Source organism: Micromonospora sp. NPDC050200 (assembly GCF_040656135.1).
GTDB lineage: Bacteria > Actinomycetota > Actinomycetes > Mycobacteriales > Micromonosporaceae > Micromonospora.
In genome coordinates this window covers 179,757-194,620 of the sequence record NZ_JBFALG010000001.1, presented here as the reverse complement: position 1 = coordinate 194,620, position 14,864 = coordinate 179,757, and the positions used below count along the sequence as shown (strand labels likewise).

Genomic DNA, 14,864 nt, shown 5'->3' with positions numbered 1-14,864 from the left:
GTTCCCGGCCCGCGATGCGACCCGTTAGGTGATGATTACCAGCGGTAGTGACGGCACGGGGGAGGGGCGGGCGGTTGGCCGGAGGTGGCGGGGTGAGCCGGCTGTCCCGGACCATCGGTCTGCTGGGGCTGCGCCACCCCGGCGGGCCGGGGCTGAACGAAGAGCGGCACGCAACCTGGCTTGAACTCTTCTTCGACCTGGTATTCGTCCTGGCCCTGCTGGGTGTGACCGCGCGGTTGGACATCCGGGCATCGCCGAGTGCAGCAGAGTTCGCCGTGGCCATCGTGCTCTACGTGCTCATCCAGTGGTCATGGATCGGCCAGTCCTTCTACGACACCCGTTACGACCCGGACGACACTCTGCACCGACTGCTGGTGCTGACCGCGACGGTCGGCGCTGGCGCCATCACCCTCGGTGTGCCGCAGGCCCCGTCCGGCCTGCTGTTGCCGGTCGGGTACCTGATCGTGCGTGGCTGTCTGCTCCTGATGTACCTGCGGGTCCTCACAGCCGGCCGGGCCACGTGGGATCTGGTCGCCGTCTACCTCACCGGGTTCGGCACCGGCTGGTTGCTGTGGGCTGGGTCACTGGCCATCTCCCCGGCCGTACGACCGGCAGTGTGGATCACCGCCCTGGCTATCGAGCTGTTCACCCCGTGGCTCGGCCGCCGTTGGCTGCGCCGCCATCCGGTACACAGCACCCACCTGCCTGAACGGCTGGGACAGTTCACCATCATTCTGCTCGGCGCCACGCTGACCAACCTGCGTGACGCGGTACCCACCGCTCACCCGCCCGTCCGCGTGCTGGCCGCCGCCTTGGCGGCCTTCCTGCTGCCAGCCAGCATCTGGTGGATCTACACCACCTACGTGAACAGCAGGCTTGCCGTGCCACGGTTGGGCAGCGGTCAGGGCTACGCCTATCTCCACTCACCCGCTGGCGCCGCCATCCTCTTCCTGGGCTGGGCGCTCGGCGTTGTGGTGTACGAGATCGGGCAGTCGCGTCAGATGCCGCTCAACGCGCGACTCGTGCTGGGCGGGTCGATCGTCACGTGGATGCTGTGCGGGTTGGGTTTGCACCGCTTCGCTCTCGGTCGGCTGCCCCGGCGCCGGTTCATCGTCGGCCTGGCGGGAATCACGCTGGCCATCCTGGTGACGCTTGTGGTCACCGAACCCGGCCTGCTGCTCGGGCTCACCTCGGCGATTGTCGTCGGGTACGCCGTCGTGGTCAGCCTGCAGATCGCCAAGGCCACGAAAGGTCATCGATGAGATTCCCTGCCGTAACGGCGGCGCCCGTCCGAACGAGTGCCATGGTGCGTGTGAGGCATCCTCTCCGTCGCTGCCAATCTGATCATGTGAAGCGTCTGGGGGCCGCCCATCGTGATCGTGCTGGGCGAGGTGCTGGCCGCTGGGTAGTCCGGGCTGCGGTTCGGGCCACGCTGACCGGTTCCCACGCACCACCTCGATCGTCATGAACCCGACCCGGACGCGGCCAGATGATCAAGCCGCCGAACAGGGCGAGGTGCGCGGGGTGGTGGACCGGCACGGCACGCCGAGTTCGAACAGGCCACGCCGCGGCTCGTGGTCGCGAGCTGAGGTCGTGGTTAGTCAACCCGAGGCGGGGTAGGCAGCGGCGTTCGAGACGCGTACGTGGGGAACGTCGAGGGTCGAGGTGGCGATGGCCAGAGACGTGACGGCCCGCGCGATCACTGACGCCTGGGACTGTTCGCGAATCCGTGAAGTGAGGCTCTCCTACTGCTTGCGGCAAGGTGGTCGGCACGTCGACGCCGAGCCGCGCAGGCAGATGCCGGGCACGGCCCTCCGGCTCCATCACCACCGTTTGCCAGAGGAGATGCGCCCGCAGCGGCAGGTATGAACGCTCTCTGGGTCCGCCCCAGGATCACGCACGGTTGCGGGGAGGGGACGGGCCGGGTCACGCCCATGAGGCCCGGAAGCGATCCGAGCCTCCCTTGCCGACGATCTGATGCGAGAGGAGCGACCATGTCCCGCGAGTATCGCAAGGACCCTGAGGCAATTTCCCGGCTGTCGAAGGAGCAATATCGAGTTACTCAGGAAGCTGCGACAGAACCGGCCTTCAACAACGCCTACTGGGACAACGAGGAGCCGGGCATCTACGTGGACATCATCTCCGGTGAGCCGCTGTTTGCTTCCGTCAACAAGTACGACAGCGGTACCGGCTGGCCGACTTTCACGAGGCCGATCGAACCGGAGAACGTGGTCGAAGTCCCAGACTCGATCCTCGGTATGGCTCGCACCGAGGTGCGGTCGGCGCACGGGGAGAGTCATCTTGGCCACGTGTTCGATGATGGTCCGGTAGAGGCTGGCGGATTGCGTTACTGCATGAATTCGGCCGCGCTTCGGTTCATCCGGTATGACGACCTTGAGCGTGAAGGCTATGGCGAGTACCGCAAGTCGTTCCAGCCGGAGGCGGGGAGAGGGAGGCGATAGACACGTCCGGGACGCGTAGGACCACCCCTTCCCGGGCGATCACGTAGTACAGCGCCAGCATATCCGCGCGGCGTTGCCGTCGTCGAACCGATGGAAGAACGCCACGTCGAGGTAGACCCGGGCGGCTCTGGACGGTAGCGGCAGGTCGTCGGTCGCCTCGGCCAGGCAATCCTCGAACAAGGCAGGAAGATCGGCCCGCCAGCAGTAGCTCTCGCGCCCGCCTCTCGCAGAGGCGGGACCGGTACGGAGCCTCGCCTCCGGCACACCGAGCACTGTGTGCTGCCATTCTGCGAGCAGCGCGAAGGTGAGCGGGCCGTCCTCGACCGTCGCCCCGGCGACGGCACGTACCGCATCACGCGCTCCGGATGCGTCGAGCGGATGTCGTGCGGGGTCAACCTCAGGCCAGGTTGAGCCGATATGGCGAGATCCGCTTCCATGATCCGTCAGCCGCCATCGACGACCACCCTGCCATTCCGGACTCGACCTCGTGGTGCTGGTCGGCGGAGGCGTACTCGTCGATGCCCGAGTTGGCCGGCATCAGCATCCGGGGATGCCGGCCTCCGGACACTCCGGATCAGGGCTTACGCGCCACCGCCGCGTACATGGACGCCTGCGCCGCCGGCCTCCGTTGCTCCGGCGGATCGTCCGGCCGCCACTCGGTGACCGGGCTGATGCCGGGCTCGACGAGTTCCAGACCGTCGAAGAACCCCGCGAACTGGTCCCTGCTCCGGAAAGCCATGTCGATCATGCTGGTCGTCGTGACCGGCGCCGCGGTCGCCGCGATGTTCCTGGGAACCAGGTCGGTGGTCGCGTGGGAGATCACCACGTAGCTGTTCGACGGGAGGGCCTCGACCAGCCGACGGGTGATCCCGTACGGGTCGTCGGCGTCGGTGAGGAAGTGCAGGATCGCCACGAGCATCAGCCCGACCGGCCGGTCGAAGTCGATCGTGGCCCGTACGTCGGAATGGGCGAGGATCCGCTCCGGGTCACGCAGGTCAGCGTCGACGTACGCGGTGGCACCCTGCGGTGCACTGATCAGCAGGGCACGCGCGTGCGAGAGCACGATCGGGTCGTTGTCGACGTACACGACCCGCGACTCCGAGGTGACGCCCTGCGCGATCTCGTGCATGTTCGGGCTGGTCGGGATGCCCGTCCCGATGTCGAGGAACTGCCGGACGCCGGCTGTCTCGGCCAGGTACCGGGTCGCCCGGTGCATGAACCGCCGGTTCTCGATCACGGTGGTCCGGATCGCCGGATACGCGGCGGCGACGGCGTCGCCCGACTGTCGGTCTGCCGCGAAGTTGTCCTTGCCGCCGAGCCAGTAGTCGTAGCGGCGGGCGGGATGCGGCACGGACGGGTCGATCCGTGACGATGGCTGCTCCGGCACGGGGCGTACGCCCGACGTCCTGTCCGCCAACGCGACCTCCTCGTCCAATGTGGCTGTTCTGCGCGATCGTACCCGTGGATCAGTTCCTTCGGGGGCCGGTGACATCGTCCGCGATGCCCGGCCCTTCCCGCTGGCGTCGGTTACCCGGCAGCGGCGCCAGGCGTCAGCCAGGCCCGGCCACGCCAGGTCTGCTCGCCCTGGCACGTGGCGACGAGACGGTGGTCTCGCCGCTGTCACTTTATTGATCGACACATTCACCGATGTGCGATTGATGGACGAGTATCTGCCCGTGCGCTCAGCTGTCGGTGACGTTGAGCGGTCTCGCGTCCGTGGCCAGCTCGCGGAACCGCTCCCGCGGGTCGGGGACCAGCCGCCGGGCCGACAGGTCGAGCAGTCCGCCCACTCCGGTCAGCGTCGCGACCTGGGTGCCGTCCAGGCGGGTGTAGTCCTGCTCGATCCGGAAGGTCCTGCCCTCGCCCCAGCGGAACTCGCAGGACACGTCCACCTCGTCCCCGCCGCGTAGCTCTCTCAGGTATTTCAGGGTGACCTCGAGGGCGACAGGTCCCACCCCGGAGGCGATGAGCCGGTCCTGCGAGATGCCGGCGGCGCGCAGGCACTCCCACCGGGCGTGCTCAGCGTATTGCAGGTAGACGGCCTGGTTCAGGTGGCCCTGAGTGTCGAGCTCGTAGCCCCGAACGGTGATGCGCACCTTGAAGGGATCTCCCATGTGCCCGAAGCGTAGGCGGTGGCCACGACACCGGCGGATGCCGGTCGGCTGCTGATCGTGGAGTGCTGCTGGCTGGGGCGGCCGCCGGGCCGGCGGGACCTCGTCGTAGCCGTACGAGTCCCATTCCAGTGCTCCGTGCCACCCCCGGTCCGTCAGTGGACCGGTGGGCGCGCAGAGATTTGTTAGGAAGCTTGCCTTACGAAAAAATGGCAGCTAGGTTGCTGCTAACGATGAAGCTCGATGCGCGGTGAGCAGCGCAGTCCGCTTCCCGTGGCATCGTTAGGCTCCGGAGGCAGCCATGGTCATCGGCCGCGTACGTTGTCTGCTCGCCACCGTGACACTCGCCCTTGCCGGCGGCTGGGGCAGTCCCGCCGCTGCGCCCCTCGCCACCGGGACGATGGCCGTCCCGCTGGCATCCCTCGTTCCGGCACCGGTCATCGCGTCGCCGGCCAGCGGTGTCACCTACCAGATCACCGCGACGACGATCATCTACACCGAGCCCGGTTCGACAGCGGTGGCGGACATCGCTGGCCAGCTCGCCGCCATCGTGCGCCGCTCGACCGGCTATCCGATGCCGATCGTCGACGCACCGAGCGCCACCCCGGCCGACGGCATCGCGCTGCTGCTGTCAGGAGCGCCAACGAACGTCGGTAGCGAGGGTTACCAACTGGACGTCACCGGCGCGTCGATCGCCCTGCGCGCCAACCAGCCGGCCGGCCTGTTCGCCGGCGTTCAGACCCTGCGCCAACTGCTACCCCCGGCCGTGGAGAGCCAGACCGTGCAGCCCGGGCCGTGGGACGTGGCCGGCGGGCGCATCGTCGACCATCCCCGGTTCGCTCACCGGGGGGCCATGCTCGACGTCGCACGGCACTTCCTCCCGATGTCGGTCGTCAAGCGGTACATCGACGAGATCGCGCTCTACAAAGTCAATCGGCTGCACCTGCACCTGTCCGACGACCAGGGGTGGCGCATCGCCGTCAACAGCTGGCCCAATCTTGCGATCTACGGTGGGAGCACCGAGGTCGGCGGTGGCACCAGCGGGTACTACACCCAGGACGAATACCGGCAGATCGTCGCGTACGCCGCCTCCCGGTACGTCATGATCATTCCCGAGATCGACATGCCCGGTCACACCAACGCGGCTCTCGCCTCGTACGCCGAGCTCAACTGCGACGGCGTGGCACCGAAGCTCTACACCGGCACCAAGGTCGGGTTCAGCTCGCTCTGTGTGAGCAAAGAGATCACCTATACGTTCCTCGACCAGGTCCTGGGCGAGATCGCCGCGCTCACGCCCGGGCCCTACCTGCACATCGGCGGCGACGAGGCCAGCTCCACCACCGCCGCCGACTACACCACCTTCATGAACCGCGCACAGCAGATCGTCGCGGCGCACGGCAAGACCGTCGTCGGCTGGCACGACATCGTCAACGCCCCGGTGCTGCCGTCGACCGTCGCCCAGTTCTGGGGGACCACCACATCCAACACCGCGGTGGCGACGGCCGCCCAGCACGGCACCAAGGTCATCATGTCGCCGGCCAACCACGTCTACCTGGACATGAAGTACAACTCCCGCACCCGACTCGGCCTGCGCTGGGCCGGCTACATCGACGTTCAGGACGCCTACGGCTGGGACCCGGGGGCCCATCTGGCGGGTGTCGGCGAAATGTCGGTGCTCGGGGTCGAGGCGCCGCTGTGGACCGAGACGATCGAGACACTGGCTGACGTCGAATACATGGCCTTCCCGCGTCTCCCGGCGATCGCCGAGCTGGGCTGGTCGCCGATGAGCACCCATGACTGGGCCTCGTTCAACCAGCGGCTCGGCGCGCAGGGCCCGCGCTGGCGTGCCATGGGGATCAACTACTACCAATCCACGCAGGTGTCCTGGCCCACCGGCTCCTAGGCGTCGCGTCGAGCGGCGCACCGCTTTCCTCCGACTGGATCGAGGAGGCCAACCATGCCACCGTCCCCTGCCATCCACCCTGCCCGACGCAGACGGCGACTGTTCCCGATGTTGTTCGTGGCCCTGATCCTCGTGGCCAGCGTCGGCGCGGTTCACGTGCCGACCGCGAGCGCCGCCACCGTCGCCTCGACCGAACTGTCGACGGGCTGGGCGCTGAGATCAGCCAACACCGTCACGGACCCGGGCACGACCATCTCCCAGGTCGGCTACAGCACCGCCGGCTGGAATCCCGTCTCGCTCCCGTCCACCGTCCTGGCCGGGCTGGTCGCGAACAACGTCTACCAGAACATCTACGTCGGTACGAATCTGCAGTCGGTGCCCGACCTGACCGGGCAGAACTGGTGGTTCCGGGGGCAGTTCACCGCCTCGGCCGCGACCGCCGACCAGGCGTACTGGCTGCGATTCAAGGGGATCAGTTACCGGGCCCAGATCTGGCTGAACGGCAGCCAGCTCGACGCCAACGCGGTCGGCACCATGGTGGCGCACGAGTACAACGTGACCAGCCTGATCAAGCCCGGTGCCCTCAACGCGCTGGCCATCCTGGTCACCCCGCCCGCCCACGACTGCAAGGACCTCTCCTTCTGCACCGTGGACTGGAACCCCGAGGCTCCCGACATGAACGCCGGCCTCTGGGGCAGGACGCTGCTGGATACGACGGGGTCGGTGGCCTTGCGGGATCCGTACGTCAAGACGGTCCTGCCGCTGCCGGCGACCAACGCGGCGGATCTGACCGTCTATGTCGATGCCGTCAACGCGACCAACGCCCCGGTCACCACGACGGTCAACGGCACGATCACCAAGGCCGGCTATCCGACCATCTCGGTCAGCCAGAATGTCACCCTTGCCGCCAATGAGCGCCGCGAAGTCACCTTCGACCCGGCCAGCTATCCGCAGCTGCACGTCACCACTCCAGCTCTGTGGTGGCCCTACCAGTTTGGCAGCCCGGAGCTCTATCAGCTCTCGGCCTCGGCAACGGTGGCCGGCGCCACCTCGGACACCAAGTCGATCAACTTCGGCGTCCGCCAGTTCACCGACTACCGGAGCACCGTCAACGGCACCTCGTTCGTCGGCTACAAGGTCAACGGGCAGAACATCTTCTTCCGCGGCGGCGGCTACATGTGGGACATGCTGCAGCGCTGGGACACGAAGACCAACGCCACCCACATCCAGTACGTCAAGGACATGGGGCTCAACACCATCCGGCTGGAAGGAACCCTGGGCAACGAGGAGCTCTACGACCTGGCCGACAGGGCCGGCATCATGATCATGCCCGGTTTCGTCTGCTGCAGCGCCTGGGAGAACGACAGCACCTGGACCGCCGAGCAGGAGCAGGTGGCCAACGCCTCGCTCGACAGTCAGCTACGGGCCCTGCGCGCCCACGCCAGCCCGTTCATGTGGAACTACGGCAGCGACCAGCCGCCGACCGCTGCCCACCTGACCACGTACAAGAACACGGCCGCCAAGCTGCACTGGCAGAACCCGACGGTCGACAACGTGGCGACCTGGTCGAACGCCAACGCGGGCATGAAGATGGACGGCCCGTACAAGTGGGAGCCGCCGACGCTGTGGTGGGACACCACCCAGTCCGGCAGCGCGTTCGGCACCAACGCCGAGGAGGGCACCGAGGCGCCGCCGCCACTGGAGAGCCTGCAGAAGTTCATCCCCGCAGCGAACCTCTGGCCGATCGGCGCCACCTGGAACTACCACGCCGGCAAGCCGCGCAGCGTGTTCGACAACATCACGGTGTACACCGACGGTGTGAACAAGCGCTACGGCAGCACCACCAGCGCCGAGGACTACTCCCGCAAGTCGGAACTGCAGAACTACGAGAACACCAGGTCCTTTTTCGAGGCCTGGAACTCGCACGAGTACACCCAGTCGTTCGGGGTCATCTTCTGGATGCTCAACAACGCGTGGCCCTCGGTGCACTGGAACCTGTACGACTACTACTTCAAGCCCGGCGGCGGTTACTTCGGCAGCAAGAAGGCGAACGAGCCGGTCCACATCGCCTACGACTACAAGACCAGGAACGTGTATGCCGTCAACTCGACCCTGAGCGGGCGAAGTGGCCTGACCGCCACGGCGACCGTGTACAACATCCCGAACCTGACCCAGGCCTACACGACCACGGTTCCGGTCAACGCGGCGGGCAACGCCTCCACCCAGGTGCTCACGCTGCCCGCGCTCACCGGCCTGTCCACGACCTACTTCATCCGACTGCAGCTCAAGGACGCCGCCGGCGCGGTGGTGAGCAACAACCTGTACTGGTACTCCACTCAACCGGACGTGCTGGCGAGCAAGAAGAACTGGTACATGACGGCGGTCAAGACCTACGCCAACCTCACGGGCCTCAACAGCCTGCCGTCGAACCCCAACCTGGCGACCGGCGTGACCCGGACGGTCTCCGGTGGGCAGGAGACCGCCACCATCACGATGACCAACAACAGCACGACAAACGTGGCGTTCTTCCTGCGGCCCGAGGTCACGGCCGGCAACGGGGGCAACGAGGTGCTGCCGGTCACCTACACCGACAACTACGTCTCCCTGTGGCCGGGGGAGTCGACCACCATCACCGCGACCTATCAGACCAGCGATCTGGGCGGTCAGGCTCCGTACCTGCGCATGCGGGGCTACAACATTCCGACGGCGTCGGTCCCGGTCCCCTGAGCGGACCGACGGGCCAGTGGCGGGGGCGGCGGCGACGCCGCCCCCGCTCATCGTGACGACTGCCCTGGCCCGGCCCTGTCGTCCCCACCGGCCCGGGCAGGTATTCGCGGGTGGCGAAGCCGGCGGTGGGCAGGTGAGCGGCCGCACGCGGGAGCAGGGCCGCGGCGAGCGACGGTCATCCCTTCACCGCTCCGGACGCGAGACCACTGATGAGGTAGCGCTGGAACACCACCGCCAGCGCCACGGGCGGCAGCGCGGCGAGAAGACCGCCGGCGGCGATCAGGCCGAAGTCGACGGCGTTGCGCCCGGTGAACTCAGCGATCGCCACCGGCAGCGTCTTCGCCTGTGCGGTGGACGTGAAGATCAGCGAGTAGAGGAACTCGTCCCAGCACAGCAGGAACGCGTACAGGGCGGTGGCCAGGATGCCGGGCTTGGACAGCGGCAGCATCACGCGTACGAGGGCCCCGAGTCGGGAACAGCCGTCCACGCGGGCGGCCTCCTCAAGCTCCACCGGTAGGGACCCAAAGAAGGTACTCATGTTCCACAGGGCGAACGGTGTGGCCAGCGAGCAGTAGACGACGATCAGACCTGTCCTGGTGTCGAGCAGCCCGAAGCGCGACATGAGCAGGTAGAGCGGGATGATCAGGGTGATCGGCGGCAGCATGTAGGTGACCAGGAACGACAGCAGCGTCACGCGCCTGAAGGGAAACCGCAGCCGAGCCAGCGCGTAGCCGCCCAGCACCCCGACGGTGAGCGAAATGATCACCGTGCCGCCCGCCACCAGGAAGCTGTTGACCATCGCGCTGCGGAACGCGGCGCCAGCACTGGTGCCGCCGCCCGCGAAGATCTCGCGATACCGGTCGAGCGTGACGTGCTCGGGCAGCCAGCGCATCGGCCGGGAGACGAGGTCGGTCTGGCCCACGAACGACGAGTAGAGCAGCCAGGCGAACGGGGCGAGGATCACCACGGACGTGGCGAGGGCGGCCACATGGATGAAGAGGCGGTAGCGCAGGCTTGCTCTCATGGCGACCTCAGCTCGCTCTGCCGCAGCAGCCGAAGGTAGATCAGGGCCAGCAGGAGGATGGCGATGACCGTCAGATAGGCCAACGACGCCCCCGAGCTGAACCGCTGGGCGGAAAATGCCTGGAGGTAGGTGAAGAAGGTGATCGTCTGGGTGCCGCTCGCGGGACCGCCGCTGGTCATGACGTAGACGATGTCGAAGACCTTGAACGCTTCGATGGTACGCAGCACCAGCACCAGCGCGATGTTGGGCACCAGCAGTGGCAGCGTGATGCGGAAGAACGAGCGGATCGGCCCTGCCCCGTCCACCCGCGCCGCCTCGTAGAGCCCTTGCGGGATCGTCTGCAGCCCGGCCAGCAGGAAGAACGCGACCAGTGACGTGTTCTTCCAGACGTCGGCCACGATCACCATGTTCAGAGCGAGGAAGGGGTCGCTGCCCAGCCACGACCGGTAGCCGTCCTGCAGGTGCAGTTCGGTGAGCAGCGCGTTGGCCACGCCGTACTGGGCGTTGAGGATCCAGCGCCACATCGCTCCGTTGACGATCGTGGGCAGTGCCCAGGGCAGGATCACGATCGCGCGGAACAGCCACCGCAGCCGCAACGGCGCGGCGAGCAGTTGAGCCAGCCCGAGGCCGAGGACAAGCTCGAGCGCGGTGGAGACGGCGGTGAAGTAGGCGGTGTGCCCGGCGGCCGTCCACAGGCGCTGATCTGCGAGGATCTCGGTGTAGTTGCGGAGGCCGACGAACGGGTAGCGACCCGGGAACGGGCTGTCGACGTCGTAGAACGAGATGACGAGAGCGCGTCCGGCCGGGTACAGCACCACGCCGAAGACGACGAGCGCCGCCGGTAGGAGCAGCAGCAACGCCAGCCGGAGTTGACCGCCGCCGGCGCGCCGCGCGAACGGCCGCCGGCGCGCCGGCGGGGATCGCCGGCGTGCCGGTGACGCGGGTGCCGGGCGCGCCGGTGGCGCCGCCGTCATGACAGCAGGGTACGAGCTTGTTCGGCGGCGTCGTCCAGGGCCTTCTTCGCGGGTTTTCTGCCGAGCAACGCGTTCTGCACCTCGGCCTGCAGAATCTGGCTGATCTCGTTGTAGCGGGGCACCTGCGGTCGGGCGATGAGGTTGGCGAGCTGTTTCCTGGCCACCGGCACCACCTGCGGCAGGGCGGACACGACGGCAGTGTCGTCGTACGACTTCGTCCAGCACGGCAGCGAACTCTTGGCGTACTTGTTCTGCACCTCGGCGCTGGTGATGTAGCTGATGTACGTCCAGGCCGCCTTCTGGTTCTTACTGCCGGAGCTGACCGACAGGGCCATCGAGCCGTTGACCCCCGGGGCGCTGGCCGGTCCCGACGGTGTCGCCGCCACGCCGACCCTGCCGGCGATCTTCGACTGCTGCGGGTCGTTGGCCGCGTTGAACATGTAGGTCCAGTTGAGCGCCATCGCCGCCTGGCCGTCGGAGAAGATCTTGCGTACGTCCTCCTCCAGCGACTCCACCGAGTTGGGGTTGGTGAGCTCGGCGTCGAGGGTCTGCTTCATGAACTCCAGTGCTTGCAGGCCCCCGCCGGCGTTGAAGGCGACGGATCCGCCGTCGTCGGACAGGAACTTGCCGCCGAAGGCGCCCACGAGCTGGGTGTAGTCGCAGATGAGCGCCTCAGCCTGCTTCCAGCTCCAGATCAGCGGATATTCGACCACCTTCGTGGCCCTGAGGGCCCGGGCGGCGGTGAGCACGCCGTCCCAGGTGGACAGGCTCGCCGGGTCGACGCCGGCCCTGCTCAGCATGTCGGTGTTGTAGAAGAAGTACTTGGTGTCGAGGATCCACGGGACGCCGAAGTAGCGGTCGCGGTAGGCGGCGGTCGCCAGCGCCCCACCGAGCATGTCGCTCCGCCATGCCGCGGGGAACTGGTCGGTCACATCGGTGACGATGCGCTTGCTGCCGAACTCGGCCGGCCAGATCACGTCGATCAGCACCACGTCGAACGTGTTGGCCGGGGCCGCCGCCACGATCTTGTCGTGCAGCGCCTCATAGGCGACGAAGGACGGCTCGACTTTGATCTTCGGGTACTTCGTCTGGAACTCGTCGGTCATCGCGCGGATGTCGTCCTCGGAGTAGCCGGCCTGTTTCATGAACAGGGCCTTGATCTGGCCTTCGCCGGTGCCGGCCGCACCGCTGTCACCGCCCGCGCCGGTGTCGCTGCCTCCGCCGACGTCGCAGGCCGCGAGAAGAAGGCCGGCGCCGGTGACAGCCGACAATTGAAGGAGTCTTCGCCTGGACAGCTCGCTCATGTTCTCCGACATGATCGCCCTCCTGGGCATTAGGTAGGCTGCTTAACAAAAACTTGTACTCGGTTCGCGATCACCGGTCAAGACCGTCGTCGCAGCTTCCCGATCCAACCGGCGAAGGAGTGGACAAGCCTTGGTCTCCGTCGATCCGTCCGGTAGGGCGGTGCTGGCCGTCCTGCTCGACAGTGTGCCCATGACCCGGCCGGAGCTTGCCAGCCGGACGCGTCTGTCGCGGCCCACCATCTCGGAGGTGGTACGCCGGCTCGTCGACAGCGGTCTGATCGTCGACGCCGGCGTACGACGCGGTCGACCGGGTCGGGTGCCGACCTACTACCGGCTGGCCCCGACGGCCGGATACGTGGTGGCGGTCGACGTCGGCGGCGACAACCTCCGAGTCGCGGCGGCGGACCTGAGCGGCGCTCTCTGTTTCGAGCAGCGACAGGCAACCAGAGCCACCGGCGCGAGCCGGGTCGCCGCGCAGGTTGCCCGGATGATCACCTCCGCGACGAAGGCGGTGGGCGACCAGCTCGGGCCACTTCGTCGGGTCGGAGTCTCGGCGCCTGGCGCCGTACACGCCGACGGCCGCACCATGTCGGTCGCCCGCAACTTCGGTGAGGAGGGCTCGTTCGACCTGGTCACGCCCCTCGAGGCGCGTGTCGACGCGCCCATCGTGCTGGAGAACAACGTCAACCTCGCGGCGCTCGGCGAGCGGTGGCGGGGACACGCCCGAGACGTCGCGACGTTCGCGTTCCTGGCCGTCGGCGCGGGCATCGGCATGGGTCTGGTCCACAACGGCGAACTCGTACGCGGGGCGCACGGTGCCGCTGGTGAAGTGGCCTACCTGCCGCTGCCGGGCACGGTGCCGCCCGAGCAGCGGGCCGGACGCGGCAAGGAACAGCTGGCCGACGAGGCCGGCGCATACGGAGTACTCGCGGCAATGAACGCCCGCCGGTCCTGGCCGGGCACGCGGCCATCTTCGGTCGAGGAGTTGTTCGCCCAGGCCGCCACAGGCGTGCCTGCCGCACGTGACCTGGTGGAGGCGGAGGCGCGGCAACTCGGCCTCACGATCGCCAGCGCGTGCGCCGTCTTCGACCCCGAGCTCGTTGTCCTCGGCGGCGGTGTCGGCCGCAACCCGCTGCTGTTGCCGACAGTCCGGGAGACCGTCAACGCGTACGCGCCGTTTCCGCCGCGGATCGAGACCAGCGCCCTGGGCGAGGCGGCCTCCCTCACGGGAGCACTGTTCGTCGCCCTGCAGGCGGCACGCGCCGAACTCCTCAGAGCCGCCGGCGGCTCCGACGGCGGCTGACCTGCCATCGACCGGGACCGTGCGAGCGGGAGATCAACCTGCTGGCCAGTGCCGCCAGTGCGGTGTCCCGCGGCGAGGGGAACCGCCGCAACCTGCAATGAGCTGTCGTCATCGCGGCCCGGCAGGACCCGACCGGTGTTGAGGTCCAGGGGCCGCCTTGGCCGGCCACCCGGGAAGAAATCGACGCCTTCGCGATCGATGGGCTGAGTCGTTCGTATCGAGGAAGTCGTCGGCCCACATCGAGCGAACGGCAGCCGCTGGAGGGCGCAGTTCCAGCGCCCCGCCTGATCACCGGCGTCGACCACATGGTGTTGTCGTTGACCGCGCCGGTCGGCATCGGTCGAGTGTCTCCTGCGTGATTCCGATATCCTCACCCGCCTTTGCGTACGATCGCACAAACAACGTACGATCGTACGCATGACTGCTCCTGATCTTGTTGAAGGTGACCTGCGGTCCATGCGGGAGCGCATGCTCGCCGGCGATCTCTACCGGGGCGCCGACCCGGAGTTGGAAGCGGAGATGCGCCAGGCGATGGTGCTGGCGAAGGCGTTCAATGACAGCGACCCGCGGGACTCCGAGGGGCGTCGGGCGCTGCTTGAGCAGCTGCTGGGCTCGGTGGGCGCCGAGGTGGACATCCGCCCTCCCCTGCATGTCGACTACGGCAGTCACATCCACGTCGGCGCCCGGACGTTCATCAACTACGGCTTGACGGCCCTGGATGTCGCGCAGATTCTCATCGGTGAGGACGTGCTGATGGGTCCGAACGTGCAGTTGCTGACACCGACCCATCCGATCGACCCGGAGCCACGCCGCGCCAAGTGGGAGGCGGCCCTGCCGATCACGATCGGCAACAACGTGTGGATCGGCGGCATGGCGGTGATCTGCCCAGGTGTCACCATCGGCGACAACTCGGTGATCGGCGCCGGCGCGGTCGTCACGAAGGACGTTCCCGCTGATGTCGTCGCCGTGGGCAACCCCGCTCGCATCCTCCGGTCGGTCCACGACAGATGACCGCCAGGCAGCCGGCCTCCCGCCGACTCCGCCGGCGGTACGAAC

Annotated in this window: 13 protein-coding genes; 6 read left to right on the top strand and 7 right to left on the bottom strand. The window is 67.6% G+C overall.

What is annotated here, in order from left to right; translation table 11 throughout:
- The first annotated feature begins 92 nt into the window (after positions 1-92).
- Together AB0I41_RS00810 and msrB are read left to right on the top strand one after the other, a co-directional pair.
- Positions 93-1,262 carry a low temperature requirement protein A gene (locus tag AB0I41_RS00810; protein ID WP_357100133.1) on the top strand — a complete coding sequence of 390 codons (1,170 nt, stop codon included), beginning with the start codon at positions 93-95 and terminating at the stop codon, positions 1,260-1,262.
- A gap of 732 nt (positions 1,263-1,994) precedes the next feature.
- Positions 1,995-2,462 carry a peptide-methionine (R)-S-oxide reductase MsrB gene (msrB, locus tag AB0I41_RS00805; protein WP_357100130.1) on the top strand — a complete coding sequence of 156 codons (468 nt, stop codon included), beginning with the start codon at positions 1,995-1,997 and terminating at the stop codon, positions 2,460-2,462.
- 39 nt (positions 2,463-2,501) lie between these two features.
- Here the strand turns inward: msrB and AB0I41_RS00800 are convergent, their stop codons facing one another.
- From AB0I41_RS00800 to AB0I41_RS00785, 4 genes are all read right to left on the bottom strand, one after another.
- Positions 2,502-2,642, bottom strand: a complete 141-nt coding sequence (locus tag AB0I41_RS00800) for a hypothetical protein (RefSeq protein WP_357100127.1) — start codon at positions 2,640-2,642, stop codon at positions 2,502-2,504.
- A 217-nt stretch (positions 2,643-2,859) separates the two neighbouring features.
- Entirely contained in the window at positions 2,860-3,006 is a 147-nt protein-coding gene (locus AB0I41_RS00795; RefSeq protein ID WP_357100124.1) for a hypothetical protein, read from the bottom strand.
- A 30-nt stretch (positions 3,007-3,036) separates the two neighbouring features.
- A complete protein-coding gene (locus tag AB0I41_RS00790; RefSeq protein WP_357100121.1) occupies positions 3,037-3,879 on the bottom strand; it encodes an SAM-dependent methyltransferase in 843 nt (280 codons plus the stop codon).
- A 265-nt stretch (positions 3,880-4,144) separates the two neighbouring features.
- The gene (locus AB0I41_RS00785; protein WP_357100118.1) at positions 4,145-4,576 is read right to left on the bottom strand and encodes an acyl-CoA thioesterase; all 432 of its coding nucleotides are present in this window, start codon (positions 4,574-4,576) and stop codon (positions 4,145-4,147) included.
- Positions 4,577-4,874: 298 nt separating this feature from the next.
- Here AB0I41_RS00785 and AB0I41_RS00780 point away from each other — a divergent pair, with 298 nt between their 5' ends.
- Both AB0I41_RS00780 and AB0I41_RS00775 read left to right on the top strand, forming a co-directional pair.
- A complete protein-coding gene (locus AB0I41_RS00780) occupies positions 4,875-6,476 on the top strand; it encodes a beta-N-acetylhexosaminidase (protein WP_357100115.1) in 1,602 nt (533 codons plus the stop codon).
- A 117-nt stretch (positions 6,477-6,593) separates the two neighbouring features.
- On the top strand, positions 6,594-9,203 hold the full coding sequence (locus tag AB0I41_RS00775) for a hypothetical protein (protein ID WP_357100112.1): 2,610 nt from the start codon (positions 6,594-6,596) through the stop codon (positions 9,201-9,203).
- A gap of 175 nt (positions 9,204-9,378) precedes the next feature.
- Here the strand turns inward: AB0I41_RS00775 and AB0I41_RS00770 are convergent, their stop codons facing one another.
- Genes AB0I41_RS00770 through AB0I41_RS00760 form a run of 3 tightly spaced genes read right to left on the bottom strand, consistent with a single transcriptional unit; the run spans position 9,379 to position 12,517 of the window.
- Positions 9,379-10,227, bottom strand: a complete 849-nt coding sequence (locus tag AB0I41_RS00770; protein WP_357100109.1) for a carbohydrate ABC transporter permease — start codon at positions 10,225-10,227, stop codon at positions 9,379-9,381.
- Positions 10,224-11,201, bottom strand: a complete 978-nt coding sequence (locus AB0I41_RS00765; RefSeq protein ID WP_357100107.1) for a sugar ABC transporter permease — start codon at positions 11,199-11,201, stop codon at positions 10,224-10,226. Before AB0I41_RS00765 ends, AB0I41_RS00770 begins: the two co-directional genes overlap by 4 nt.
- Positions 11,198-12,517: an extracellular solute-binding protein gene (locus AB0I41_RS00760; protein WP_357100104.1), complete on the bottom strand. Its 1,320-nt coding sequence runs from the start codon at positions 12,515-12,517 to the stop codon at positions 11,198-11,200. Before AB0I41_RS00760 ends, AB0I41_RS00765 begins: the two co-directional genes overlap by 4 nt.
- A 118-nt stretch (positions 12,518-12,635) precedes the next feature.
- On the opposite strand from AB0I41_RS00760, the gene AB0I41_RS00755 reads away from it, so the two are divergent.
- Positions 12,636-13,808: an ROK family transcriptional regulator gene (locus AB0I41_RS00755; protein WP_357100101.1), complete on the top strand. Its 1,173-nt coding sequence runs from the start codon at positions 12,636-12,638 to the stop codon at positions 13,806-13,808.
- A 456-nt stretch (positions 13,809-14,264) separates the two neighbouring features.
- Positions 14,265-14,819, top strand: coding sequence for a sugar O-acetyltransferase (locus AB0I41_RS00750; protein WP_357100098.1), 555 nt, complete (start codon positions 14,265-14,267; stop codon positions 14,817-14,819).
- The last annotated feature ends 45 nt before the right edge of the window (positions 14,820-14,864 follow it).

Bases quoted from the DNA above. Each gene is read 5' to 3' on its own strand.
- AB0I41_RS00760 (WP_357100104.1), bottom strand. From the start codon at position 12,517: ATGTCGGAGAACATGAGCGAGCTGTCCAGGCGAAGACTCCTTCAATTG.
- AB0I41_RS00785 (WP_357100118.1), bottom strand. From the start codon at position 4,576: ATGGGAGATCCCTTCAAGGTGCGCATCACCGTTCGGGGCTACGAGCTC.
- AB0I41_RS00780 (WP_357100115.1), top strand. From the start codon at position 4,875: ATGGTCATCGGCCGCGTACGTTGTCTGCTCGCCACCGTGACACTCGCC.
- msrB (WP_357100130.1), top strand. From the start codon at position 1,995: ATGTCCCGCGAGTATCGCAAGGACCCTGAGGCAATTTCCCGGCTGTCG.
- AB0I41_RS00770 (WP_357100109.1), bottom strand. From the start codon at position 10,227: ATGAGAGCAAGCCTGCGCTACCGCCTCTTCATCCATGTGGCCGCCCTC.
- AB0I41_RS00765 (WP_357100107.1), bottom strand. From the start codon at position 11,201: ATGACGGCGGCGCCACCGGCGCGCCCGGCACCCGCGTCACCGGCACGC.
- AB0I41_RS00750 (WP_357100098.1), top strand. From the start codon at position 14,265: ATGCGGGAGCGCATGCTCGCCGGCGATCTCTACCGGGGCGCCGACCCG.
- AB0I41_RS00795 (WP_357100124.1), bottom strand. From the start codon at position 3,006: ATGCTGATGCCGGCCAACTCGGGCATCGACGAGTACGCCTCCGCCGAC.